Source organism: Spiroplasma ixodetis, assembly GCF_059729505.1.
On record NZ_AP038353.1, the window covers coordinates 115,604 to 141,457 of the forward strand.

Below are 25,854 nucleotides of genomic sequence, written 5' to 3' on the forward strand. Positions count from 1 at the left end.
TAATAATTGATATTGATACACGTGGTATTAAAAATGATATTGATAATTCATTATGAGAAGTTGATAAAGATAATCCTAATTTTATTCAACCAAAAGATGATAAAGGTATTGATGTTAATGGTAAAATAATTATTGATGTTGGTACACCTACCTTTTTAAGTGATGCTACAACTAAAGAATATGTTGATAATAAAATACCTAATTTAGATAATTATTATAAAAAAGAAGAAACTGATAATAAATTGTTATTAAAACAAGATAAATTAACTGCAGGTGAAAATATTAAAATTGAAAATGATGTTATTAGTGCTACTGGTGGTAAAACTGATTTAACTGATTATTATAAAAAAGAAGAAGTAGATAAAAAATTAAAAGATAAAATTGATAAAAATCAATTTCAATATGCTTTTGTTTTAAATACCATTGGTACTGAAATTTCTAATTTAGAAACTACTGATAAAAATATTGTTACTGCTATTAATGAATTAGCATTAAGAGTTGATGATTTATTAACTAGATTAACAAATAATGAACAAAATATGATAAATAAAGAGAAGTGAAAAGAAGTAGGAACAAAAATAAATATAAATCATATTAAATATACTTTTAAATCAAATACTAAATATAAAATTTATTATAATTTTGAAAGTCAATCAAGTATTAAAAAATTTGCTTTTATGTCTAAAGAATTTTTATATGGTGAGTTGAATACTGATGTTCAAACATTATATTGAGATAAAGTTAATGATAGAATAATGGTTTCTTTACAAATGCAAAATGATACAATTGCTATTGTTAGTGACCCTACAAGATATGGTCAACTTTTAAAATTAGAATAATTACAAGGATAATATTATGAATAAAGAATTTACTTATTTACATGAAATTAGTTATTGATTATTAAATAAAAGTGATTTTACTCATAGTGAATATAATTTAAGTGGAAGTAGATATTCAAGTAAAACATATAGTATTGCAGAAGAATTAGCAATGTTAATTGCAATTTCAATTAAAATTAATAAATTAATTGCTATATATTGTTTTAGAAAATTAAATAAAGATATTAATTAATTAACTAAAGAAATTAATGAAGCTTTAATTAATATTGGTTTTGATTATAAAGATTTTATTTTAAAATATCCAAATAAACAAGCAGATTTTCGTTTTAAAGGTTCAAAATCATTTATTAGAGTTATGGGTGTATATAGTAATAGTAATGATAGAATACCTTTAAAAGGGCTTTCTAGAAGTGAAATAAAAGGTTTTGATTTAGCAATTGAATGATGTGAAGAAGCAAATGAATTTAGTCAAGCTGAATTTCAAGCAATTACATTTGCATTAGGTAATGCTAAAAAAATAATTAAAATTAGAAGTTGTAATCCAGATAATATTTATCAATATTTTATTGAATATATTAATAATAGAGTACCTTTTAATTTAGAAATAATGAAAATTAATAATGAACAAATTAAATCAATATTTGAAAATAATATTTTTAAATTATTTCATTATTCAGATTGAAAAATTAATGAACATAATTTATTACAAGATAAAATTAATGATTTAGAATAATTAAAAATACTTTACCCAATTAAAGCACAAAGTTGATATTATGGTGTACCTAGTATTTTAACTGGTGCTATTTTTGCAAGATTTTTAGATAAAGTTAATACTAAATTAGAATTTCAACCATATTATTTTAGAGCAGGTTTAGATATTGGTTATGCTACAAGTCCAAACGGTCATCCTACAGCAGGAAGTTTATGATGTTTAAATCAAAGTAAAACTAAAGCACATAAATTAAGTGAATTTTATCATAGTAATGTAACAATGCAATTTAAAAATAGTTATGAATTAGCAAATATTATTATTGATTATTATTTAATTCAAGGTCAAAAATATACACAATTAATAATTAAAAAATTATATGTAAATGTTGATTATGGTAATGGTGGTCAAGCATTTATTGATATTTTAGAAAAACAAAGAAAAGATAGAAATATTTATTGATTAATATTTCAACCAGTTAATAAAGAAATATTTTATTTAAGAGATAGAATTGATTTTCCAACTGCTGGATTAATTAAAAATATATTAAGTTATGATTGAAATAATTGCCCTTATACTAAAAAACAATATTCATTAATTCAATGATTAGATAATACTAAAAAATCATTAAGTTCAAATATGGAACCTCAAATGCTTGATTTACATGATGATACATGAGATAGTGATTGTTTTGCATTAATGAATGATATGAAAGATTTAATTAATGCAATTGGTAATGAATTATTAATTACAAAGAAAAGAGGTGTTTTAAATGGATTTGTATAATATTAATTTTTATTTAGAAAATAAACAAAATTGATATTTAGATATACCTATAATTATTGCTCAAAAATCAACAAGATTATGATTAGGTAAAGGAATATTATTACAAAGTAAAGATAAAAAATTATTAGATAATTGAAATAATTTTTATTATAAAGATAAAATATTTGAAAAATTAGAAAAATTTGGTATTCAAAATAGTTTATTAGGTAGATGTATTTTATTATGAATGATTACTAAAACTGGTGAATTAACATTAGTTGTACCAACTCCAACATTTATGTCAATAGTTGCAAAAATTAATGAACAAGAACAATCAGCAGAATTATTTTTTACAAATAATCAAGCAGATAATCAAACTTTAACATGAATTACAATTACACCAAAAATAGTACATGTTGAAATATTTAATAATGTTGGTGAAGAGACAATTTTAGGTACAACAAAATCAAAAACAAAACCAGAAAATTTAGCAAAAACAAGTTATACATTAAAAAATCCATTTGGTTTTTACCAATTGTAGAAATAACAAATTTACCAAATCCTTTATTATTTGGTCAAAGTACTACATTAAATGGTTATCCTGATTGTATGCCAGTATATCAATTAATTTAATATTTAAATCATAATATTAAACAAAAAAAAAGAAAGAATATTAAATCAAACACGAGCATTTGGTCAATTATCAAATGAACAATTACTTGAATTAATGACTGGTAAATCTGATATTGGTGAATATGTAGAAGATTTTTTTATGAATGTTAGTAGTACTCCATATGATAAAACTGGTAATGGTGGAATTAATTTTATTCAAGGTAATCCTAAATTTAGTGAATATTGACTTGATTATAATGGTATTATTAAACAAATATTTAATGGTGCTGGATATGATATTGAAGATTATAATGGTCAACAATATACAAATAAAACTCAATCAATGTTTAATAATAAATTTGATATGGAAACTACAGAATATAAAATAGCACATTATAAACCTTATATATTACGTTTAATGGATATGTGAATGTATTATTATGGTCATTGAAATATGATTGGTGAAAGAACTTATAGTTTTGATTTTATACCTATTGCTATGACTGACCAATTACAAGAAAAAGAATTAATTGAATTTCAATTAACTTATGGATTAATGAGTAAAAAAGAAGCAATTGGTAAATTAAGAAATGTTAATTTATTACAAGCAAAAAATATCTTAAAAGAAGTAAATAAAGAAGATAAAGAAGATAAAGAAGATGAAAAAATAAAATTATTAGGAGAAAATAAAAATGAACAGACATCAACAAATTCAATTAATGAAACATCTTCATCTACAATTGAAAAAACAACAACTTCTGATTAAAAGATGTAGTTATTGAAAAATATTTCCATTTGTTATTAATAATGGTGCAATTCCTTTAACTGAAACTGGTTATAAACCTATTAATAGTAAAATAAGTGATTTTGGACAATATGAATTAATATTAACTGGTAATACTCCAGTTGTATGTATTTGAAAAAATAGTACAAAAATATATCAAAAAAATAAAGGTAAAATTGACCCAGTAACTCATAAATCTAGTGGTCAAGACCAATATTATACAAAACAATATAAAATTGGTGATTATTGAAATGCTTATTTAATTGATGATACAAGTGGTGTTGATTTTAGTGGTTTACCAAATAATCAAATATTTAAAACAGTACAAACTAAAAGACAATATACTTTAGTAATGTTTGAAGAACATATTACAATTGATGATTATTTACAATTCTTTTGTGTATTTAATGATGAAAATGAAAATATTGGTGGTAATAGTGGTAAAAATCAAGATAGACAATTATTATTTATTTCAAATGTAACAAATTATTATAGTCCTTATAATGGTGCATTTAGTATGCAAGTATTAACTTTTAGTAGTTTAAATGATAGAGTAGTTGCAAGTGGTCAAAATACACTTGATTTTGTACAATATGCAAGTCCTGGTAGTGGTTATGCTTTCCCTACTATTCAACAAGGAAAAGTAACGTTAAATCGTACTTTAATGCGTGATATTGGTGTACGTTATAGTCATAGACAAAGTTATGGATTAGAATTATTAACAAGTTGTTATTATTATGGTAGACCAATAATTCAAGGTCAAGAACCTATAAAACAAGGAAATGAAGAAATATTTGAAAGTAAAATATTTGCTTCAAGAAGATTATTTATTGCTGGTAATAATAATTTATGTACAACTGATAATAAAAGTAATGGTGGTTTACTTTCTGGAATAAATGATAAAATAACAACAAGTAGTCATCCTGAAACTACATTTTATAATATTATGGACGCTAAACCAACTGGATTTACTAATTTTAAAAATTTTACAGAATGATTAAAAACTTCATTAAATTTTCAAGATAATTTATTTGTAACAAAAGATTTTAAAGGTATGCTTTCTTTTGATAAAGATAAAGCAAGATTAAGTAATGGTACATAAGTAAGAGAATCTAAATTATTTTGAGATAGTGAATGAAATATAAATAATTTAACGGGTAATTATAATGTTGATATGTCAAGTAATTTTAAATATAAAGACCCAGATACTCATTTAATTATAGGAAGTCCAACTGTAGATTATAGTAAAATAACACAAAAATATATGTCAGCAATATTAAATTTTAATAGTGTTGTATTTTCTCCATTAATACAAATGCCTTATGATAGTAATCAATGATTACCTTTTGCATTAAGTGATATTCCTTTAATTGGTAAATTATTAAATTCTTTAACATTAGGTATATGAAGTAGTTGAGTTATTACTCAAAATATTCAACAATATAAAAAAATGTTATATTTTAATGGTTTTATGAGTGCATTTTTTACAAGTAATTTAGAAAGTATTATTGGTAATGGTGGTTTAATTCCATTAAATGTATTTACAAATAATAATGATTTTACTATTGGTAAATTATTAGGTGCTAATGTTTCAACAACTGCTATGACAATGAAATTAAGTGATAGAATAAGTGTTTATCCATGAAACCCTACTACTGGTAAGAAATTAGAAATTAAAGAACAAATATCAACTGTTGATTTATCACAAAAGAAAAATAATAAAGTTTATATTTTAGCAGAAGATACTGAGTTTTTAGATATTGCTTCACCATTTACAAATGAAGATACTAATTGTCAATGAAATCCTACAAGTAATGGAGTTATTGATGGTTCAAATTATGCTTATATTATTGATACAATTGTAACTCAATCACTTCATCAAGGAGAAGAAAGACATACATTTTATAGTGATAATCCTTTTACTTATCAAGGTGATTATAATGAAATATCAGTTGCACAATTTCGTTATAATAATATGGGTGCTTTAACTGGAAATGCTTTTAATTGAACAACTTTATATAAATTAAATCATGATGAATATGAAGAAACTGAAGAAACAACATTTTCATATCCTGCAAAAATATTACCACCAAGTCCACAAAATATAGCAAAATCAATAATTATTATTCCGAATTTAAAAGTAGAATTATCTTATAAAGATATACCATTAGTTTCCACAACTAACAATTCTATTATTGATAATACTAATGAATGATTTAATAATAATAGTCCAGTTTCAAAAAATATAGATATTGATATTAAATCAAAACTAGACCCAACATTATTAATTAATACTTTTAATGATTTAAAAAGATTTTACAAATAAGTAACTATTTATTTTAATTATAATATAAATTCTGTAAGTGATACACATGGTGGTGTTTATGATACTAAAGAAAGTTTTAATCCAGCAAAATAATTAACAAGTTCAACTGAAATTAATTTAAATGATTTAATATTTTCAAAGTCAATACCTAATATTGATAAAAAGAAACATTTTGAAAAAGGTAAAATTGGTAATCATTCTTCTGGATATGCTTATGCTTATTATCAAGGTAATAAATCACAATATAATTTAGTAACTTATGAATTCACAGTAATTGCTGGTATTGAATCAAAATTTAATAATAATAATCCGATTGGATTTGATATATTAAGTAATTCAAAAGATAATTTAAATTGAAAAATTAATATTTTTGTTACACCCTGTAAAGGCCATGTTGAAACTATTATAGATTTTGGTGAAAATTCTTATGCTAAAATATATACAAATCAAGAAGTAGCAAGTATTTATAAAATAATTTGAAATGCAAGATAAAAATAGTATATAATTATAATAATTTAAAATATTATGATATGGAGAAGTTTAAATATGATTGAACTATGATTAGCAGATGTAATAATACTTTCAGTAATGTTTGGATTAGTATTTTTATTATTAATTACATGTAAAGGTCATGATTTATGTCATAGACAAAAAAAAATTGGTATATTTTTTATGTTTATTTCATTAAATATTATTGGTTTATTTTGAGCAAATAAAATATTTAAAAAAGAAAATCCAAATTTTAAATTTTTAGATATTTTCAAAAGCAAATCTAAACAAAATAATATTTCCCCACAATCTTAAATATTAATGTATAATATAAAAATACTTACCAAGGGTTATAGAGAAAGGTAAGTTATAAATTATATGTATACTCATCTCATAGTTAGATTTAGATAAAAAGTTACTGTTTTAGTAACTTTTTATTTTAAAAAATACTTTTAAATTTTAGAATATTAATATATAATCAAATTACTTACTTATGTAAGTATATAATGATGATAATATCAAAATTTTTTCAAATTAATATTAGTTCTAAATAAATTAGGTTGGCACCTAATTAAAAAGTTACCTTAATTGATAACTTTTTTTTATATTTTTATATATTATTTTAATCATTTTTTTAAATATGTTAGTATTAAAATGCAAGAATAAATAAGTAGGCGAAAAATATGGAAATTAATAAAATAAAAGGATTATGTAAATAAATAATAAATTTTTATGATAAAGAACAAGATAATGAATTTATACCACCAGAAGTTAAAGAAAAAATCAGTAATTTAAGATTACAAAAAATCTTGTTTTTTCTTTATGGATATTATTGAAAAGAAACAAATAAAGAAATAATTAATATTAATTTTGAAGCATGAACATATGGACCAGTAATTAAACCATTATATAATTTTTTAAAAGATTGTGGTTCTAATGAAGTAGATATTAATAGATTTCAAGAATTTGATAGTCCTAAATACGATAAAAAAATATTTGAAAAAATATTAAATCATTTAAGTCAATTTTCTACAATGAAGTTAGTTAGTGCTTCACATGATACAGAACCATGATTAAAAACTCCTCATTCACAAATTATTGATAATAAATTAATTAAGAAATGATTTAAAAAAGATGTTCCAGAAATTAAATAATACACCATCGTTAAATATATGAGATAATGAACATTTGTTATTTAATTTTAGATTTACTTTAATTGAAAAAAAATTAGACACATCTCATTATAAAAAAATTTTTAATAAAATTATTAGTGATTATTCTAAAATGACTATAAAACAATTTAAAAGTTATTCTGGTATTAAAAAAGAAAATAGAATAAATGATAAAAATATGATAAAAAAACATCACAAATATATCTTTTATTTAGAAGAAAAATATAATTCATCTTTAAAGATTATATATGATATTTATAGAGAAAAGAAAGGTATGCGTGCTTATGGAGTTTTAGAAAAATATATATTTTATCTTTTAGAAATTAATCCAGATCATGATGATAGAAATTTATAATAAAAAAAATATTAGTAAGGCAACACTAATGTACTTAGTTCATTATTATTTCAAATGAATACCATACTAATATATTAAAATTATATCATATTTTCTATATTAAATATAGATAATTTAGTTATATTATCATTCAGTAATTATTTTAGTTATAATATTAGTAATTGTTGAAATTATCATTAAAAATAAAATTACTGATACTGATACTATAGTTAATATTTCTCATCAATTAATTATTTACTCCTTATATTTATTTAATTCTTTATTTACATTATTATTAATATTTTCTTTTAATATTTTTTGTATATTTTCTTTTGATATATTTTCTTTCATTTCATTTAAAGAATTATTAAATTGTTTTGTATGAAAACTACAAAAAGATAATTTATTTTCTCTTACATATGTATAAATTCTTTTATTATTATCATTTAAATATCAAGTACGTTTTAATTCAATTTCAATTTTAATATTACAATTTTTAGCCATACATTTAATTATATGTTTCATTTTTTACTTCCTTAATTTGTTTAATTAAATGTTTTGAACAATAATAAATTTCAAATGTTAAATCATCATTTTTATTTATATTACTTTTTATAATACGATTAGTTAATTTAATTGAAGCTCTTCTAAAACATTCACAACATTTAATTAATAAAATTCTCCTTAATTATTTTCAATATTAATATCATCAATATTTATATTAATAGTTATTCCATCTAAATTTTTTAATTATTTTAATTTATCTATTATTTCTAAAATATCTTGTTTAGTCATTATTAAATACTCCATTCTTTATTAATTCTAATATTAAAGCAGTTTTTTTTATTGAACCTTTTATATGATTTTCATTATAAAGTTTAGTTTGTAATCTTTTATCATCCATATCAATACATAACTTTAAATAATCAATTAATTTTTGTTTATATTGTTTTATAGCAAATTCTTTTCTTTCTTGATTTATTTTATTAACTATTTTTCAATGATTTTCACAATAAACTCTATTATTATTAAAATCTTTATGTGGTTGAATTTTACTATATTCTTCACATCTTATATTATTTTCATAATAATCATATTGTCATCCAGTTACTATAAACATTATTTATTTTCCTTATTTAAATAATATCAACCAATTAATAAACTATCAGCTTCATCATGATTTGATATTGTTATATTTCAACCTTGTTCTTGAATTACTTGATTTGCTAATTTTATTGATAATTCTTTATCTCATGTTTTATCTTTTGCATATCAAAATATTTTTACATATCATTTTTTTCATTCACTAGGACTTATTAACATATTTTTTGTTAATAATTTATTAAATTGTCCAGCAATAAAACCTCTTAAATGTTCTTGAGTTTCATAACCAATACCATTTTTACTATGAAAAGTACCACGTTCAATAATTAAATTAATTTCATCAAAAGTAGAAATTCAAATTTTGTTTTTTATTAAAAAATCTAATTCAAAATAAAAATCTACTCTTTCATATTTTTTAAAACTATAACTAGTTATTCATATTGGATTTTTATTTTCTCATAAAGTAAATCCAGTATTTTTAATAATTGGGTCAATTGAAAGTAAATAATTAGTCATTATACTCACCAAAACAATTTTCACAACAAGCATTACACATTAAATGTAAATCACATAAACAAGAGATACTGATACCAAATTTACAACCTAAACAATCAATAAATCATTTTTCTATATCTTTATAAAGTGATTTGTCTTTATAACATTTAACTTCCTTAATTTCTTTATTCATATTTTTTCTCCTTATTTTTATTTATATTAATAACTAATATTTTTAAACAATTCATACATCAATAATTTGTTAATCAAATTCTTTTATTACAATACTTACATTTATTCATTTTTAAATGTCATTTCACTTAATTTATTTATATTTTCTTCTAATTGTTGAAAATTTGTATTATTTTCAATTACATTATTAGTATTTGGATTATCAATATATATTTTTTCTGTTTCAGTAATAATTGCTTGGTCATTTTCATATGCAATTTTCATTTCAGTACTCATAATTCCTCGTTTTCTTAATAATTGAGTTAATACTGTTTTACTTGCCATATCATCAAAACTAGCAATTGTAAATTCTTTATTTTTTGAATAAGTTTTTGAATAATTATTAAAATTTTCTTCTACTTGTTCTTTACTTCAATAAATAGTTTTTTCATAACCATTTTTTAATTTAAAATAAGCACAATAACCTATTGTTTTTGCTTTTAATCTTTCAATTGGATTTTCAATAAATTTAAATTTTATTTCATCTTTTAAATAATCAATTTTTTCCAATTCATTATTTTTAATTTCAATTACATTAATTCTTTTATATTGTTGACTTCTTTGTGCTAATTGAATATAAAATTTATATCCCATTTGAAACTGTGCTTCTTTAAAAACTACTCAATCACCTTTTTCATCTTTATATTTAAGATTAAAAGGTACTATTCAACAATAACCAAAATTCTTTTCTAATGGTAATTGTAATAATGTTGCTTGATAACATGCTTCTAATACTGTTCTTAAACTTGAATCTGCTAAACCTAATTGATTTTTTACTGCTAATACATTACTTTTAAATCTTTGTACTTCTTTAACATTTAAAACATTTTGATTATTTTTATTTAAATCATTCATTTATTTCATTTCCTTTCATGTTCAAATTGCTTTTTCTCATTCAATTAATAATTCATTAGTTATTTCTATTTTTATTAATTCAATTTCATTTTCTTTAACTCAACATATAAAATGTATATTTGATAATTCATAATTATTATTTTTTAATAATCAATAATATGCTATTATTTGTAATTTTGATTTTTCTAATAATTCTTTACTTAAAACTTTATAAGTTTTAAAATCAATTATTGTATATAAATTTAATTTTTCATTTTTAAATATTAAATCTGGAGTTCCTGCAACAATATCATAATTAAATGCTTGTTCAATAATATATTAAGCATTATCAATAAATTTTGAAGGTAAATATTCTAATAATATATAACAATAATTTAAATAATTTTCTGGAAATAAATCTTTAATAATATTTTTAATTTGATTATTTATATTTTTAATAGTTATATTTTTAAAATATAATTTTGCTACTTTATGAACTGCATTACCTCGAATTCTTGCATTATAAATATTAAAACAATATTTACAGTTATTACATTTACAATATGAATTACCTAAATAATAATCTAATATTTTACTTACTGATATTAATTCTTTATTTTGAATAAAATATTGATGTGTTTCTTTTTTAAAAATTAAATTATTTTTTTGATTGTTTAATTGCATTTTTAATTAAATACCTAACAAAATCATTCATAGTTATATTTCTTTCATAACAATATGTTTTTAATTCATAATGGTCATTTTTAGTAAGACGAATTTTTAAATTTTTAATTAATAATTTATCTTCATGTTTTTTAAGTGCTGCTGCTACCATATTTATTCACTACTTTCTTCTTTCATAAATAATTCTTTAATTCTTTCAACATATTTACCATTTTCAATATCTTGAAAAAATTGTTGATAATTATTTTTTATTTCTTGAAAACTTTTATTTTTCATTATTTTTACACTCCTTTAAAATTTTCTAATTGTAATTCATTAATATAATATTCATATAAGTAATCTCAATTATTTGATGTTAAATACATATCTTCTTCAATCATGTCATTAATACATTTATTACAATAATATGTATTTTCAATTTCATGTAATTCAGAAAATCATATATATTTTTCATTATGTATATTACATTTCATCATTATTACTCATTAATTTATAAAAACATTTATTACAAGTTCTATTTGCAAATGATGAATTTTTATTACAAATATCACATGAACCAAATATTTTTTCTTCTTGATATTTTATATATATTCTTTTATCTTCTTTTAAATTCAACATAATTAATTCTCTCTTTCTATAATTTTTAATATTTCTTGTATTTCAATATATTTTTTATTTTTAAGTAATTTTTCATTACATAAATTTTTAATTAATTCTATTTTTTCAATATTTAATAACATATTAATTTCCTTTTAAATAAAATATTTTTTCATTATGAGTATTTATATCTTTTATGGGTTTAACAATATAATTTTTAACTTTATCATTATATTTATAGGGATTATTTATCTTAAAACCATTATTATCTTGTTCTCATGTAACGTTATATTCAAAACATTTTTGATTTTTCTTATCTGTAAAAATATAATAACCATTATATTGTTCATAAAATGTACAAGATATTAATTCATTTTCATTAGTAGTAATATCTGGAATATTTTTTATATATTTTAAAATATCACTACCTTTAATACTTTCAATATTTCTTTCAATATTTTCTTGTACTCATTTTTCACCTAATTTATAATCAAAATTTTCAAATATTTTTAATGCTATTTTTTTTATTTTTTTCATCAATAGTAGTATATTGTTTAGGAAATCATGTTTCATATTCACCAATTTCTAATAATATACCACCTTTATTTTTTTCATTTTTATATGATTCTCCAACTTTACTTTTAATGTCAAAATTAACAGTTGTCATATAAATTCCTTTCTACGTATAATCCTTTTATCACTGTAGGTGATAAAAGGATTATATACTACTAACTAATACTTCTACTACTTACTATACGTAAGGCTTATGCTACTGTAAGTAGCAAAGCCTTGGAGGGTAGGGGTTCTAGGGGAAGGGAACCAAAATTTCTGAAATTTTAAAAGAGCAACACAAAAATTACTATTGGTTAATTCCAGCACAATAGCCTAAATAATTTTTATTAATTTATGTAATAATTAATTACTTTAATAAAGTGCTGGTTTAATAAAATAATTAATTATAATTGTTAAACAATTAAAAATGAGAGTTTTATCTCTCATTTACGTTTTTACTAAATCTAACTATTAACGAAATACGCCCTGAAAAAGGTCAATATTATGAATTAATTGATTCTTTACAGTCATTAACTTTGCAATATAAAAAAATAAAAGTTGGTTATTTTATTAATGCAAAAGATGGTGTATTAAACCAAGCATTAGTCGAAAATATTGTTTGCTTTACTGAAACTCATATTAAACAAATTTTAAAGCATATGATTGGTGATAGAACTTATAACATTGATATGTATACAAAAATGGTTAATTTTAAATGCTATCAAATAAATACTGCCATCCAATTATTATAAATTAACTACTTGAATTTAAAAATAACTAAAAATAAATTAAAACTTATTAACGTAAACCTTAATAAGAATTTTTGAATTATAAAATTAAGTATTATTGTTGACTAATATTTAGTAAGTGTTAAGATTAACATACAATTGCATATTGAATTAAAAATTATTCTCGTCTAAATTCATAATTTTAAGACAAATTTAAATATTATTGACAACATCGGTATGCTCCCAATTAATTTAATAAATAAAAAGTTTTTAATATTAATATTTAACTATCCCGTGCAAGGAATTGTTACCAATTCAAATAAGTTAAATACTATTTAAAAACTAATCTAAAACATATTTACTTATAAATATATAATAACATAATTCATCAAAATATCAATAAATATACAAACAAAAAGTAAGCATTATCATTCCTTGCACGGACAACAATAATACTTACTACAAATAAAGTATAACAAAAACACAAAAAAATACAAATATTACAAAAAATATTAAAAATATAATTAATGTAAAATTCTTTTTTGTAAAAATACTTTTTTAATTTTACTTTTATCAAAAAAAACTTTATAAAGAAAATCTAAAACATCATTTTTATTAAAGGCTTTTCTCCCTTTATGTACTATTTTTAAATTTTATCACATAAATGGAGATAAAACCCTATCTAGGAAATTATCCCCACATGTATCTAAATCAAACACAAAATTATAGTTTCAAAACTAGGTATCTTATTGAATTTATATGCAGCTTCTTTTGCATATAAATGAATATTGTGTTTTGAAACTTTTATGTGTGTTCGAAAAGTTCGTCGGATGTGTTTTCATGCAGATTCAATCTGGTTTGTGTTTACACCTGTTGATGACACATACCCAACTTCATGATTTACGATTTCATGTTTGTGATAGAATTTTTTGAAACTTCCATATCCCTTCCAAGAATCCGTAAATAGACAACACCCAGTAGAAATGTGTTTCAATGCAAATCATAAAAGGTTTTTCTCATCTGCTTTTTTCAATACTTTCACAATTAGTTTGTTGCTGGTTTTCTCATAAACTCCAACAATCAAGGTTTTATTCACCAAGGATCTTCCTTGTTTTTTAAAACCTACATGTGAAAGATACATTTCATCCATCTGTGCTGTTCCATCATCAATGAACCCTGCATCTTGATTCCAAATTCTAGTTCTGATTTCATGACCCATTCTTCAGGCAGTTTTCAAAGTCACTCCCAATTCTTTTGCAACATCTGTTGATGGAATTCCATGTTTGGTGTTTATTCATCTAAAGATGAGATAAAACCAAGATGTCAAAGGTGTTTGTGACTTGTGAAAAATGGGTGTCATGAAGAATACTAAATGTTTGATGACATTTCAAACATCTTATTCTTCTTAAATCAGAAACATTCAAACTAGAAGAAGCACACCTGATACATTTCATTACTTTCAACTTCGCTATATATTTCAAACAATCGTTTTCATTTTGAAATATGCTATTGAATTCATTTCAATTCATTTTTTCCTCCACACTAGTACATGTGGGGATAATTTCCTTATTAAATTTATTTTTTAATCAATACCTAAATCGCAAACTTTCTAAACTTACATAATAATTAAAATCTTTAAAATAATCACTATTAGCAACATAATCATAACTTCCACCAATTAATTGAGTATTACCTTGCTCATCTGGTTTACTTTTAAATAAATAAAATTCTTTTGCTTTTTCACATGCTTGTACTAATTCTTGTAAACTTAAAGTCTTAGTAACACGAACTACAAGCGGATTTCTACAATTTCTACTAAAAGAATATGCTTGAACACCAACATCTTTTTGATTTAATGATTTATTATTTTCTTGTACTTTTGTTACATATTTACTTAAATATTTAACAACAAATTCATTTGTTCCTTTATGTACAACCTTTAAATCAATACCTTTATTATTACCCGCATGTGTTCATCATGTAGTAATCATACTATATGGTATTTTACGATTAAATAATATGTGAAAATGAACTGCACCACGTTTTTGATATTCATAAACATAAAAATATCTTAATTCACCTAAATGTTTAGAACGTTTAGGGTCATTTCATCAACTTTTTTAAACGTTTAAAAAATAATTGTAAATCATGTTTTGCTTTTCTAATATCAGTTTCATTTTTGTGATAAGTTAAAGTTAAAAAACTTAAAATCCTTGCATTATAAAAATTATGTAATGCTTTTTGAATTAATTTAGACTTAGTACGAACATTATTATTTCTTAATTTAGTAATATTACCAATATTCTTTATACCTAACTTATTTCTTTCATTTTTTAACATATCAATAGGTAAAACAACATTTTTAACATAACAAGCATAAAAAATTTTTTTTAACATAAAAATTATATGAAATATTCATTTATAAAACATCCTGTGCAATAATTTTTAATAAAATTGAATGATTTATAAATCAATATAAATTAATATAAATCTTTATATATCTTATCATAAAATAATAAAAAAAGTATCAAAGTTTACACTTGCAGTGAAAAATAATACTTAACTAATTAATTCTTTTTTATTTTCTTACTAGATTTAATCTATTTAATCTGTCAAAATCTTTATTTTAAATTATAAAACTTTAAAATAATTTTTCATGAAATAACTTTTGGAAATTATTAAAGTTTTTCATATTTTTTAGGCATTGTTTTTTAAATTCAAAATTTTGTGCATAAATTTTTTGTAAAACTAAGTATCAATAGCGTTAATATTTAAAAGTAATAAAAAAGAGATTTAATAATTAAGTTTTTTGTTAAAAATTATCATATAATTAACAATGAACATTTTAATTATGGAGAAAAATATGAATAAGGATATGTATTTAATTAGAGCAGTAGAAATGGCAACAATTGCTGCTTATAAATTTATTGGTCGTAAAGATAAGAACGCTGTTGACTTTGCTGCTGTTGAAGCAATGACAATTATGTTAGATAATGTCCCTATTAAATGTCGTATTATCGTTGGTGAAGGTGAGTTAGATCAAGCCCCAATGTTATTTGTTAATCAAGAACTAGGAAAAGGAAAAACTTTAACTTATGATTTAGCAGTTGATCCAGTAGAAGGTACTTATCCTGCTGCTTATAATATTGCTGGTAGTATTGCTTGTTTAGCAGCAGCAACACCCAATACTATTTTAAAGTTACCAGAAATGTATATGAAAAAATTATTTGTTGGACCCGATTTACAAGATGCTATTAACAATGAAGATGATTTTATTACTAATATTAAAACTATGCAAAAAATGAAAAAACATAATGATTTAATTGGTATTATTTTAGATAAACCAAGACATCAAAAAATAATTGAAAAGTTGCATGATTTAGGTATTATTGTTCGTTTAATTGGTGATGGTGATGTGCTTGCTGCTATTGATGTTATTAACAAGGAAGCAGATTTTGTTTATGGTATTGGTGGTGCTCCTGAAGGAGCATTAATGGCAGCATTAGCATTAAGTGCTGGTGGCAATATTAAAACTAAGTTAATTTCCTATCAAACAATATGACATACTGATGAAGATACTAAGATTCGTGTTAATATTGAAGATATTGCTATTAAAAAATATAAATTATCATATAATAAATATTATTTTACTAAAGATTTAGTAAAAGATGAAAATGTCCGTTTTGTTGCTACAGGCTTAACAGCTGGTGGAAGTTTAAAAGCAATTAAATATTATTATGGTACATATTATTTAAATACTTTTTTTGTATCGCATGGTGTTGCTAGAAATATGGAAGTTACTTATAGTGTTAGTCAGGTTAATAAACTATTGCCAAGTGTTGAAAAAATTATGAAAATATATAATAAATATGTTTAAAAATATTTAAAGGAGAAAATTATGAATGATATTGATCATTTACCTGCTATCCCAGTTTTAGAAAGTCAACGTTTAAAACTACGTCCTATTACTTTAAATGATGCACAAGCATTATTTAATTATGCAAAGAATGAAAATATGACAAAATATGTACCGTGAAAAGCTCATAAAAGTATTAATGATAGTATTGGTTTTATTAATTCTTTATTACAAGAATATAAACAATTAAGTTCTTTAATGTGAGCAGTGCAATTAAAAAATGATAAAACTAATACGATGATTGGTACTTGTGGTTTTATTAGATATTTTGCTCACACTAAATGTTTGGAAATAGGTTATGCTTTTAATCCAAAAGAAGGGGGTAAAGGTTATGCCAAAGAGGCATTGTTAACTGCTATTAAGTACGGATTTGAAAATACTGATAGTATTAGAATTGAAGGCAGTTGTGTTAAAGAGAACATTGCTTCAGCGAAAACGATGGAAAGTGTTGGTATGAAGTTTGAAGGATTTTCCTGTAGTAATTTTATTAAAGATGGTAAAGTCAGTGATTGTAAAATATTTAGTATTATTCGTAGTGAGTATTTTAAATAATATTTTAATATTATTTAAAGAGTAGCTTTATAGAGTTTTTTTTTAAAATAATTACAATTATTAAATTGTTATATTATTTAAAACAATATAAAATTCTTAGTAGGTGGAAATTATGAAAACTATAAAATTTATAGATTTATTTTCTGGCATTGGTGGTTTTCATTTAGCTTTACAAGACTGATCATCAGAATTAGTTTTAGCATGTGATATAGATCCATATTGTAAAAAAGTTTATATAGATAATTTTAATCCGATAAGTATTCTCAGTGATATTAGAGAAATTGATGAAAATAAGATTCCTGATTTTGATTTATTATGTGCTGGTTTTCCCTGTCAACCTTTTTCAAAAGGTGGTTTTCAAAAAGGTTTTAATGATAATAGAGGAACTTTATTTTTTGAAGTAGTTAGAATTTTAATAACAAAAAAACCTAAATTTATTATTTTAGAAAATGTTAGTAGTTTAGTTACACATGATAATGGTAGCACTTTTAAAGTAATAACCAGTGAGTTAGAAAAATTGGGTTATTTAATACCAGAAAACCCATTAATTATTGATAGTTTAGATTTAGGAATACCAATGTATAGAAAAAGAATATATATTCCAGGCATTAGAAAAGATTTTATAAACTCTGATAAAAATTTAGGTAAATATATTTTGGATATAGCAAATAAATCAAAGTTAAACCTTAGTATTTGAGATTTTATATATAAAACAAAAGTTGATGATAAATATTATTTAGAAGAGTATCAATTAAATTTATTAAATATGTGAGATGAATTTTATAAAAATATTGATATTAAAATTATTGGATTTCCAATTTGAACAGATATATTTAGTAAGTATAATTTTTATAAAATGACTTTAGCAACTTTTCCAGATTGAAAACAAAAGATTATTATAAAAAATTTAAATTTATATGAAAGAAATAAATTGTTTATTATTAATTGGCTAAAAAAATATGATAATTTAAATTGAATTAAAAATTCTTCACATAAAAAATTTGAATGACAAGCAGGTGAAAATATTAATTCAATTTGAGAAGGAATTATTCAATTTAGACCTTCGGGAGTAAGAGTAAAAAAATCTGATGTATTATCTACTCTTGTAGCAATGAATCACCCTCAAATTATTGGAAAATATAAGAGATATATTACTCCAGATGAAATTAAATCATTTCAGGGTTTTCCTAAAGACTTTAAGTTAATAGATAATGATAATATTTCTAGAAAGCAATTAGGTAATACAATAACTATAACTGTAGCCAAAATAATTTTGAAAGGTTTATTGAAGTTTTATGATGAAAATAGAACAAGCGACTAAGAATGGTATTGTAGTTATGAACTATGATAATGTTTTAAAGTCAAAGTTAGATATACTCAATATTCTTAATAAAGATATAAATAAATTTAATGACATTTCAATTAATCTTAAAAATAAATATTTTAGTATTTATTATAAAAACGAAACTATAAATATATATTTTAAAAATTTAACCTATGTAGGAAATCCACATCATAAACATATAAAAAGAATTCAAATTGATTTAAATGAAGAAGAATTAAAAGATTTTAAGTTAGGAAAGTTATATATTATTGGAATTTATTATTATGATAATAATTTAACTTTTATTTTTCCAAAGTTAAATAAAATTGATGTTAGAAAGTGAAATAATTCTTCAATAGCATATGTCAATACTATTGATTTAGTAGAAAGTTTAAAATTTGGTAATTTTAAAAAAACTGATAGAAAAAATAATACCATTTATTTATTTCAGGAAATAGGTGAGTTATTAGATTTTATTATTACTGGTAAATTTGTATATAAAAATTATCCCATAAAAATTTTAGAGAACTTTGTAGAAGAAAAACTTAATACTGTACAAACATGATATGGAAAATTATGTTATGGAGAAATGATTAGTAATAATTTTAAAGATAAATTTCAACCAGAATGAATTGGGTTTTATTTTGAGTATTTATTTTATGATTTTTTAATTAAAAATAATATTTCGGAAAAAATATTTAAATATTTAAATATTAAAAATAATTCTGAAATTTTTGATTTATGAATTTTAAATTCATTTTATGGAGATTTAAAAACTCATTCATTAAATTCAAATGCTATTTTAGGTAATGACGGCAAAACAGTCACAGATGCTATAAAAAAATATGGAAAAATATGATTAATAACTTTATTTCATAATCCAATTTATGATAAAGAATATAATTATCAGTTAAGTAAATTTTGAAATATTTTACAAAATAAGGAAAATTTAGATAGTTATAAAGATAAGATGAAAAATAGAACATTATTATCAAAAATTTTAGTTTTAGAAATAACAAAAGAAAATCAAAAGTATTTAAAGATTTTTAATCAAGGGAAAAATAGCGGTATAAATAAATCAATAAGAAAACCTAAAATAAAGATTGACAATAAAGATTTTGAAAATTTTGTTATTTATCGGAAATTTTTAAATGCCATTTAGTTATTTATTTAAAATGGAATTTTATAATTAATATTCAACAAAAATTTGTAATTTTATGTTTTTAAATTAAAATAAATAAAAATTAATTAACAGTAACTTTGTGTTACTTTTTTTTATAAAAGAAATTATTTTCACACATTATTAATAATTATTAACTATTGTTTTCACCATTTAATAGTCATATATGTATGATTCTGATATTCAACAAAAAATATGTTATATTGTTATTAATTTAATAAATGTTCATTACTAATATAGATTTTATTATTTATTTATATTAGTTTTTTTATTAAATTATTTAGTTAAATAAACATATTTTATTTTATAGATTAGAAAGAGAGAAATAAAAATGCCTAATAACAAAAAAGAAAAAAAATCTAATTTACCTTTATCTGAGTTAGAAATTAATAATAGTGAACTAGAAAATAATATGAAACCAGAATCTCCCAAGAAAGATAAAGATGTTACAAAAAATGTTGGTAAAACAGTTAAAAAAAACTTAATTTTTATAGTTCCTCCCATTGTTGCAACAACAATAATATTAACAGGTGGTAGTGCAGCAACAGGTTCTTCTGTTGTTGCAAATACTGCTATTGAAAAAAAATAAGAAATAATAAAACAAAAAAGAAAGTTAAAAAAATCAAAAAAGAGAAGAACAAGAAAATCTAAATAATCGTTCTAATAGACAACCATTATCTGAATTAAATCCAAACATTAATAATTTTAATAATGATATGTTATCAGTTGTTAATAATTTAGAAACTAATGCAACACCTCTTTTACGTACTGAATCAGTAGCAAGACTTTAAAAAATATTTTATAGATTAGAAAGAGAGAAATAAAAATGCCTGATTTTAAAAGATTGAATTCAAATGTGTCTTCATCATCTGAACAAGAAATTAATGATAATAAAAAAGTAAAGAAGTCTAGTAGAATACCATCACTAAAGAAAATTGCAACTAATGTTGAAAAACAATTTAAAAAAATATGCCTATTATAGGACCTGTTGCAGTTGGTGGAGGATTACTATTAACAGGTGCTCCTGTAATAGGAGCACTAGCAGCAACAGCATCAACTGCTGTTGTCGCTTCTATTGCTGATAAAAAACTAGAAACTAATAAAGCAAAAAAAGAAAATAAACAAAAAAATGAAATATTTAAAGAAGAACAAATGGAATGTTTCAAATCAAAATTAGCAAGTCAAAAAACACAATATGATTATGAAAGAAAAACATTTGAAGTGGGACTGCTTGAAAAAGAAGTAGAAAACAAAAAATTAAAAATTGAATTAAAAATGTTAGATGATCATTTAGAAAAACTAAATAATAAATCTAATAGAGAACCGTTGTCTAAATTAAATCCCAATATTAATCAGTTTAATAATAAAATAGTATTAGGTGCTAATAGTTTAGAAGCAAATATAAATAATAGTGATAAAACAACATTAAGACCAAGTTTAGATTAAAGGACAGGTAGAAAAATTATGTTTGGATGATTAGATGATATTGCTAAAGGTATAGAAGATATTGGAAATGATATTGGTAAAGGTGTAGAAGGTGTTATATCAGATATTGGTTCGGGTGTAGAAGATATTGACTCAGATATTAGTGGCATTTGAGAAGATATTTCAAAAGGATTTGAGAATTTTACAAAAGACATAGGAAATTTTTTTGAAAAAGGTTGACAAGGGATAGAATCATTTTTTAGTGATTTATTTGAAGGATTAGACTTTTTACTTTATGTTGTACCAATAGTTATTGGAGGAGCAATTGCTGCTGCAATAATTGTCAAGATTTATAAGGTAATAACTAAACTACAAAAAGATAAACTAGTACGAATGAATCTTAAAGATACACAACGTCAAAGAAAACTTAATAAAAAAAATAGTCCTTTATTAGGAACACTTAGTGATAAAATTGTAAAAAGTAAAAATAAAATTAAAAAAAGAGAAGATAAACTGCAAGACGCAGAAAATAAATTAAAAAATTTAAAAGCAAAAAATCAAAAATTAGAAGAAAAAGAACTTAATAAACAAGTTAAAATAGCTAAAAAGTTAAAAAAAATTAATAATTTTCAAAATGAAGTAAATGATAGTGAACCATTAATTACTAGATATAATTCTTCACCTTCATGTTCATTATAATATTTTTTTATTGTCAACAATATAATATTTTATTCATAATATTATTTTTATAAATTATATTAAGTTAGTTGTTAAAGAATGATAATTAATTAATGAATTTTGCAAAAAATGAAGTTTTATAAGTAAAAATATAGTTACTCTAACTTATCAATGTTATAATTTATCAAAGGAATAACTAATATTAATTTATGAAAATTTAGATAGAAAGGTGCTATTGCCATTAATATGTTTTTTAAAAGTGTAAAATTCAAGAAGACAAATGATGATTTTGAAACAGATGATAATTCTTAATCAAAAGGTAATATAGAAGGAAAACAAGAAATAATTACACCTTTTAAACAGTATAAAAGTAAAGATAGTAAAAATCTTTTTGCTAAAAAAATGTTATTAAAAAGAAAACAATCAAAATTAAATAGTAAGAAAAAATTTAGTGTTCATGATTGAGGGATTGATAATACTAATTATGTTTTTATTGATTTTGAAATTGCAAATTCGAATAAAACAAGTGCTTGTCAATTAATTATGATAAAAGTAACACAAGGTAAAATTGTCAAAACTTATAGTTCGTTAATTAAACCACATCCTGAAGAATTTACTTTTTCTCATTTTCATGGAATTACAAGTGAAAGTGTATCTTTAATGTCAAATTTTAAAGAATTATGAGTAGACATCGTTGCTTTTTTTACTGAAAATACTGTTGTTATTGCTCATCATGCTAACTTTAACATTAATATCTTAAGATCATTAATTAACCATTATGATTTAAAATGTCCTAATTTTTTTTACATTTGTTCAGTTAATCTATTTAGAAGAACATATGATTATTCTAATAACCGTTTAAGTGCTTTTGCTCATAGTAATCAAATTAAATTTGATCATCATGATCCATTGGCAGATGTTACCACTTTACATAAATTAATTAATATACATTTCAGTAAACATTACCATTTAAAAAATTTATGTAATAATCTTAATATTAAAACGGGGAGATTATTTGGTGATTCTTTATCTTAATTAATATAAGATGTATTTTTATATATAAAAATACTTTTTAAGTTTAAAGGTATAGTAAATAAAAATTTGCAAATTTAAAAATTAACATTATAATTATACTTATGTAGAGATATTAAGATAAATTATTTAAGTCAAATTGTATACAAAAGAGGTTACAGTTATGGAAAAAGAAATAGATGTTGCATATGTTTTATCACCATTGGATACAGTCACTAATGTTAATGACAAAAGTGTCTTTTCAATAAAAACACATCTTGTGCTAATAAATAAAATACTTAAAAGTAAGTAATTACTGGTTTTTAATTAGTATTAATGATTATTAATTAAAACAGTTGCTATTTTTAGGTGCAACACTAATTCTTTGAATAATATTTATATCTTGTATAAAATATAATGAATTATAATCGAGAAGATTATTAACTAAAATTCAATTTTATTTAATAAAAGTCTAAAAAGTACATGAATATTTTGCTTTTTTATGATAAAATTACTAAAGAAATTAAAAATAAAATTTCTTATTTTTGATGTTATTAATTTTGATATGTAATATTTTATGAAATGGAGGTGAAATCAATGAAATATGACTATGAAATTATTGTAATTGGTGCTGGTCATGCTGGTGTTGAAGCGGCATTATCTTCTGCCCGAGCAGGTCATAAAACCGCTATTATTACTCTTGATAAAACTAAAATTGCATTAATGCCATGTAATCCTTCTATTGGTGGACCCGCCAAAGGAGTTGTGGTTCGTGAAATTGATGCACTTGGTGGCGAAATGGCTAAAGCAGCAGATGCTACTGCTTTGCAAATGAAACTATTAAATCATTCACGTGGTCCAGCAGTTTGAACTATTCGTGCTCAATCTGATAAAATTGCTTATTCACAATATATGCAAAATGCAATAAATAAACAAGAAAATTTAACAATTTTAGAAGTTATGGTACAATCATTAATAATTGAAGAAAACACTGCTAAGGGTGTTATTTTAGAGAATGGCGAAAAAATTACAAGTGAAATTGTGATTTTAACTACTGGCACTTATATGACAGCTTTAACTTTACAAGGTCATAATAAAAAATCAGAAGGACCAGATGGTCAAAGAACAAGTAATGGTATTTCTGAACAATTAAAAATTGTAGGCTTTAATATGATACGTTTAAAAACAGGGACACCACCTCGTATTAAAAAAAATAGTATTGATTTTGACAAAACTAATATTGAACTAGGTAGTGATTTACCTTTAGCGTTTTCACATGAAACTAAATTTTTTTTACCATTAGCAAAACAATTACCTTGCTATTTACTTTATACAAATGATAAAACTCATACCATTATTAATAATAATTTAGATAAATCACCAATGTATAATGGTGAAGCACAAGGTACTGGACCACGTTATTGTCCAAGTATTGAGGATAAAGTAGTACGTTTTGCTGATAAGCCTCGTCATCAAATTTTCTTAGAACCAGAATCACTTGCTTTGGATTCAATTTATGTCCAAGGTTTTTCAACATCGATGCCAATTGATGTGCAAGATAAAATGTTGAGAACATTACCTGGATTAGAAAATTGTGAAGTATTAAAATGAGCATATGCTATTGAATATGATGCTTTTGAACCAACACAATTATGACCAACATTGGAAACTAAATTAATTAAAAACTTATTTAGTGCTGGTCAAATTAATGGTACTAGTGGTTATGAAGAAGCAGCTTGTCAAGGTTTAATGGCCGGAATTAACGCACATTTAAAAATAAAAAAAGAAAAACCATTAATTTTAAAGCGTGATGAAGCATATATCGGAGTTTTAATTGATGATTTAGTAACAAAAGGAACAGTTGAACCTTATCGTTTATTAACTTCTTTAGCTGAAAATCGTTTATTATTACGAAACGATAATGCTCAAACAAGATTAATTAAATATGGTTATCAAGTTGGCTTAGTTAGTGAACAACGTTGATCACAATTTAATATTCAACAAACATTAATGTCTAATATTGTTGAAAAATTAAAAACTATTAAAATTAGTCCCAATTCAGAAGTTGCTAAGTATATTATTAATAATAATTTAGGTTCAATTCCAAATAATCATATTATTGCTTATGAATTATTAAAACGTCCACGTGTCAAATTATCAATGTTTACTTCACAGTTACCTTTAATAAATGATTTACAATATCATGAATTAATGGAATTAGAAATTACAATTAAATATTCGGGGTATATTAATCAACAACTAAAAATGGCGCAACAAACTAATAGTTTAGAAAAAAAACAAATTCCTAGTGATATTGATTATGATTTAGTAGAAAGTATTACTGGTGAAGCTAGAGAAAAATTAAAGCGTGTTAGACCATTAACAATTGGTCATGCTACAAGAATTTCTGGTGTTAGTCCTGCTGATATTCAAGTTTTATTATTTTTTTTAAAGCGCAAATATCCAAATTTAAATATTTAATAAATTAGCGATTTTTTAATTAAGTTCGCTAA

The 25,854-nt window shown here is 22.0% G+C and carries 36 protein-coding genes; 21 read left to right on the forward strand and 15 right to left on the reverse strand.

What is annotated here, in order from left to right; translation table 4 throughout:
- The first annotated feature begins 242 nt into the window (after positions 1-242).
- From AC6I4F_RS00755 to AC6I4F_RS00805, 11 genes are all read left to right on the forward strand, one after another.
- A complete protein-coding gene (locus tag AC6I4F_RS00755; RefSeq protein WP_497873930.1) occupies positions 243-839 on the forward strand; it encodes a hypothetical protein in 597 nt (198 codons plus the stop codon).
- 16 nt (positions 840-855) lie between these two features.
- The gene (locus AC6I4F_RS00760) at positions 856-1,071 is read left to right on the forward strand and encodes a hypothetical protein (RefSeq protein ID WP_497873931.1); all 216 of its coding nucleotides are present in this window, start codon (positions 856-858) and stop codon (positions 1,069-1,071) included.
- A gap of 123 nt (positions 1,072-1,194) precedes the next feature.
- Complete coding sequence (locus AC6I4F_RS00765) at positions 1,195-1,572, forward strand: hypothetical protein (protein WP_497873932.1); 378 nt, start codon at positions 1,195-1,197, stop codon at positions 1,570-1,572.
- A gap of 258 nt (positions 1,573-1,830) precedes the next feature.
- Positions 1,831-2,334 (forward strand): hypothetical protein, encoded by a 504-nt coding sequence (locus AC6I4F_RS00770; RefSeq protein WP_497873933.1) that lies wholly within the window; start codon positions 1,831-1,833, stop codon positions 2,332-2,334.
- A complete protein-coding gene (locus AC6I4F_RS00775) occupies positions 2,321-2,854 on the forward strand; it encodes a hypothetical protein (RefSeq protein WP_497873934.1) in 534 nt (177 codons plus the stop codon). The genes AC6I4F_RS00770 and AC6I4F_RS00775 overlap by 14 nt, the downstream gene beginning before the upstream one ends.
- A gap of 186 nt (positions 2,855-3,040) precedes the next feature.
- The gene (locus AC6I4F_RS00780; protein WP_497873935.1) at positions 3,041-3,691 is read left to right on the forward strand and encodes a hypothetical protein; all 651 of its coding nucleotides are present in this window, start codon (positions 3,041-3,043) and stop codon (positions 3,689-3,691) included.
- On the forward strand, positions 3,618-4,811 hold the full coding sequence (locus tag AC6I4F_RS00785) for a hypothetical protein (protein WP_497873936.1): 1,194 nt from the start codon (positions 3,618-3,620) through the stop codon (positions 4,809-4,811). Before AC6I4F_RS00780 ends, AC6I4F_RS00785 begins: the two co-directional genes overlap by 74 nt.
- 72 nt (positions 4,812-4,883) lie before the next feature.
- A complete protein-coding gene (locus tag AC6I4F_RS00790; RefSeq protein ID WP_497873937.1) occupies positions 4,884-6,035 on the forward strand; it encodes a hypothetical protein in 1,152 nt (383 codons plus the stop codon).
- 546 nt (positions 6,036-6,581) lie between these two features.
- The gene (locus AC6I4F_RS00795) at positions 6,582-6,839 is read left to right on the forward strand and encodes a hypothetical protein (protein ID WP_497873938.1); all 258 of its coding nucleotides are present in this window, start codon (positions 6,582-6,584) and stop codon (positions 6,837-6,839) included.
- A gap of 494 nt (positions 6,840-7,333) precedes the next feature.
- The gene (locus AC6I4F_RS00800) at positions 7,334-7,678 is read left to right on the forward strand and encodes a Panacea domain-containing protein (protein ID WP_497873939.1); all 345 of its coding nucleotides are present in this window, start codon (positions 7,334-7,336) and stop codon (positions 7,676-7,678) included.
- A 130-nt stretch (positions 7,679-7,808) separates the two neighbouring features.
- Positions 7,809-8,051, forward strand: a complete 243-nt coding sequence (locus AC6I4F_RS00805) for a hypothetical protein (protein ID WP_497873940.1) — start codon at positions 7,809-7,811, stop codon at positions 8,049-8,051.
- Between the two features lie 234 nt (positions 8,052-8,285).
- Here AC6I4F_RS00805 and AC6I4F_RS00810 read toward each other — a convergent pair whose 3' ends face one another.
- The 12 genes from AC6I4F_RS00810 to AC6I4F_RS00865 form a co-directional block, all read right to left on the reverse strand.
- A complete protein-coding gene (locus AC6I4F_RS00810) occupies positions 8,286-8,555 on the reverse strand; it encodes a hypothetical protein (protein WP_497873941.1) in 270 nt (89 codons plus the stop codon).
- 262 nt (positions 8,556-8,817) lie between these two features.
- Positions 8,818-9,150, reverse strand: a complete 333-nt coding sequence (locus tag AC6I4F_RS00815) for a hypothetical protein (RefSeq protein WP_497873942.1) — start codon at positions 9,148-9,150, stop codon at positions 8,818-8,820.
- Positions 9,150-9,650, reverse strand: a complete 501-nt coding sequence (locus tag AC6I4F_RS00820) for a RuvC family protein (protein WP_497873943.1) — start codon at positions 9,648-9,650, stop codon at positions 9,150-9,152. The genes AC6I4F_RS00815 and AC6I4F_RS00820 overlap by 1 nt, the downstream gene beginning before the upstream one ends.
- Positions 9,643-9,822 carry a hypothetical protein gene (locus AC6I4F_RS00825; protein WP_497873944.1) on the reverse strand — a complete coding sequence of 60 codons (180 nt, stop codon included), beginning with the start codon at positions 9,820-9,822 and terminating at the stop codon, positions 9,643-9,645. Before AC6I4F_RS00825 ends, AC6I4F_RS00820 begins: the two co-directional genes overlap by 8 nt.
- 101 nt (positions 9,823-9,923) lie before the next feature.
- Positions 9,924-10,715: a recombinase RecT gene (locus AC6I4F_RS00830; protein WP_497873945.1), complete on the reverse strand. Its 792-nt coding sequence runs from the start codon at positions 10,713-10,715 to the stop codon at positions 9,924-9,926.
- Positions 10,716-11,033: 318 nt separating this feature from the next.
- Positions 11,034-11,378 carry a hypothetical protein gene (locus AC6I4F_RS00835; RefSeq protein ID WP_497873946.1) on the reverse strand — a complete coding sequence of 115 codons (345 nt, stop codon included), beginning with the start codon at positions 11,376-11,378 and terminating at the stop codon, positions 11,034-11,036.
- Complete coding sequence (locus tag AC6I4F_RS00840; protein ID WP_497873947.1) at positions 11,353-11,529, reverse strand: hypothetical protein; 177 nt, start codon at positions 11,527-11,529, stop codon at positions 11,353-11,355. Before AC6I4F_RS00840 ends, AC6I4F_RS00835 begins: the two co-directional genes overlap by 26 nt.
- Positions 11,530-11,531: 2 nt before the next feature.
- The gene (locus AC6I4F_RS00845; protein WP_497873948.1) at positions 11,532-11,654 is read right to left on the reverse strand and encodes a hypothetical protein; all 123 of its coding nucleotides are present in this window, start codon (positions 11,652-11,654) and stop codon (positions 11,532-11,534) included.
- A gap of 5 nt (positions 11,655-11,659) precedes the next feature.
- The gene (locus AC6I4F_RS00850) at positions 11,660-11,851 is read right to left on the reverse strand and encodes a hypothetical protein (protein ID WP_497873949.1); all 192 of its coding nucleotides are present in this window, start codon (positions 11,849-11,851) and stop codon (positions 11,660-11,662) included.
- Entirely contained in the window at positions 11,841-11,996 is a 156-nt protein-coding gene (locus AC6I4F_RS00855; RefSeq protein WP_497873950.1) for a hypothetical protein, read from the reverse strand. Before AC6I4F_RS00855 ends, AC6I4F_RS00850 begins: the two co-directional genes overlap by 11 nt.
- Before the next feature lie 123 nt (positions 11,997-12,119).
- Positions 12,120-12,512, reverse strand: a complete 393-nt coding sequence (locus tag AC6I4F_RS00860; RefSeq protein WP_497873951.1) for a hypothetical protein — start codon at positions 12,510-12,512, stop codon at positions 12,120-12,122.
- Positions 12,460-12,642 (reverse strand): hypothetical protein, encoded by a 183-nt coding sequence (locus tag AC6I4F_RS00865; RefSeq protein WP_497873952.1) that lies wholly within the window; start codon positions 12,640-12,642, stop codon positions 12,460-12,462. The genes AC6I4F_RS00860 and AC6I4F_RS00865 overlap by 53 nt, the downstream gene beginning before the upstream one ends.
- Before the next feature lie 421 nt (positions 12,643-13,063).
- Here AC6I4F_RS00865 and AC6I4F_RS00870 point away from each other — a divergent pair, with 421 nt between their 5' ends.
- Entirely contained in the window at positions 13,064-13,279 is a 216-nt protein-coding gene (locus AC6I4F_RS00870) for a hypothetical protein (protein ID WP_497873953.1), read from the forward strand.
- A 682-nt stretch (positions 13,280-13,961) separates the two neighbouring features.
- Here AC6I4F_RS00870 and AC6I4F_RS00875 read toward each other — a convergent pair.
- Genes AC6I4F_RS00875 through AC6I4F_RS00885 form a run of 3 tightly spaced genes read right to left on the reverse strand, consistent with a single transcriptional unit; the run spans position 13,962 to position 15,652 of the window.
- Positions 13,962-14,615, reverse strand: a complete 654-nt coding sequence (locus AC6I4F_RS00875) for an IS1595 family transposase (RefSeq protein ID WP_497873954.1) — start codon at positions 14,613-14,615, stop codon at positions 13,962-13,964.
- A complete protein-coding gene (locus AC6I4F_RS00880; RefSeq protein WP_497874634.1) occupies positions 14,554-15,339 on the reverse strand; it encodes a rolling circle replication-associated protein in 786 nt (261 codons plus the stop codon). The genes AC6I4F_RS00875 and AC6I4F_RS00880 overlap by 62 nt, the downstream gene beginning before the upstream one ends.
- A 13-nt stretch (positions 15,340-15,352) precedes the next feature.
- Positions 15,353-15,652, reverse strand: a complete 300-nt coding sequence (locus AC6I4F_RS00885; RefSeq protein ID WP_497873955.1) for a hypothetical protein — start codon at positions 15,650-15,652, stop codon at positions 15,353-15,355.
- A 466-nt stretch (positions 15,653-16,118) separates the two neighbouring features.
- Between AC6I4F_RS00885 and AC6I4F_RS00890 the strand changes: the two genes are divergently transcribed.
- From AC6I4F_RS00890 to mnmG, 9 genes are all read left to right on the forward strand, one after another.
- Positions 16,119-17,132: a fructose-bisphosphatase class II gene (locus AC6I4F_RS00890; RefSeq protein ID WP_497874804.1), complete on the forward strand. Its 1,014-nt coding sequence runs from the start codon at positions 16,119-16,121 to the stop codon at positions 17,130-17,132.
- Between the two features lie 21 nt (positions 17,133-17,153).
- A complete protein-coding gene (locus AC6I4F_RS00895) occupies positions 17,154-17,723 on the forward strand; it encodes a GNAT family N-acetyltransferase (RefSeq protein ID WP_497873957.1) in 570 nt (189 codons plus the stop codon).
- A gap of 112 nt (positions 17,724-17,835) precedes the next feature.
- Positions 17,836-19,044 (forward strand): DNA cytosine methyltransferase, encoded by a 1,209-nt coding sequence (locus AC6I4F_RS00900; RefSeq protein WP_497873958.1) that lies wholly within the window; start codon positions 17,836-17,838, stop codon positions 19,042-19,044.
- The gene (locus tag AC6I4F_RS00905) at positions 19,022-20,209 is read left to right on the forward strand and encodes a hypothetical protein (RefSeq protein WP_497873959.1); all 1,188 of its coding nucleotides are present in this window, start codon (positions 19,022-19,024) and stop codon (positions 20,207-20,209) included. The genes AC6I4F_RS00900 and AC6I4F_RS00905 overlap by 23 nt, the downstream gene beginning before the upstream one ends.
- A gap of 349 nt (positions 20,210-20,558) precedes the next feature.
- Positions 20,559-20,816, forward strand: a complete 258-nt coding sequence (locus AC6I4F_RS00910) for a hypothetical protein (protein WP_497873960.1) — start codon at positions 20,559-20,561, stop codon at positions 20,814-20,816.
- 380 nt (positions 20,817-21,196) lie between these two features.
- Positions 21,197-21,673, forward strand: a complete 477-nt coding sequence (locus AC6I4F_RS00915; protein WP_497873961.1) for a hypothetical protein — start codon at positions 21,197-21,199, stop codon at positions 21,671-21,673.
- Between the two features lie 18 nt (positions 21,674-21,691).
- Positions 21,692-22,351 carry a hypothetical protein gene (locus AC6I4F_RS00920; RefSeq protein ID WP_497873962.1) on the forward strand — a complete coding sequence of 220 codons (660 nt, stop codon included), beginning with the start codon at positions 21,692-21,694 and terminating at the stop codon, positions 22,349-22,351.
- A gap of 381 nt (positions 22,352-22,732) precedes the next feature.
- The gene (locus tag AC6I4F_RS00925; RefSeq protein WP_497873963.1) at positions 22,733-23,365 is read left to right on the forward strand and encodes an exonuclease domain-containing protein; all 633 of its coding nucleotides are present in this window, start codon (positions 22,733-22,735) and stop codon (positions 23,363-23,365) included.
- A 573-nt stretch (positions 23,366-23,938) separates the two neighbouring features.
- Positions 23,939-25,822, forward strand: coding sequence for a tRNA uridine-5-carboxymethylaminomethyl(34) synthesis enzyme MnmG (mnmG, locus tag AC6I4F_RS00930; protein ID WP_497873964.1), 1,884 nt, complete (start codon positions 23,939-23,941; stop codon positions 25,820-25,822).
- Positions 25,823-25,854: the final 32 nt, after the last annotated feature.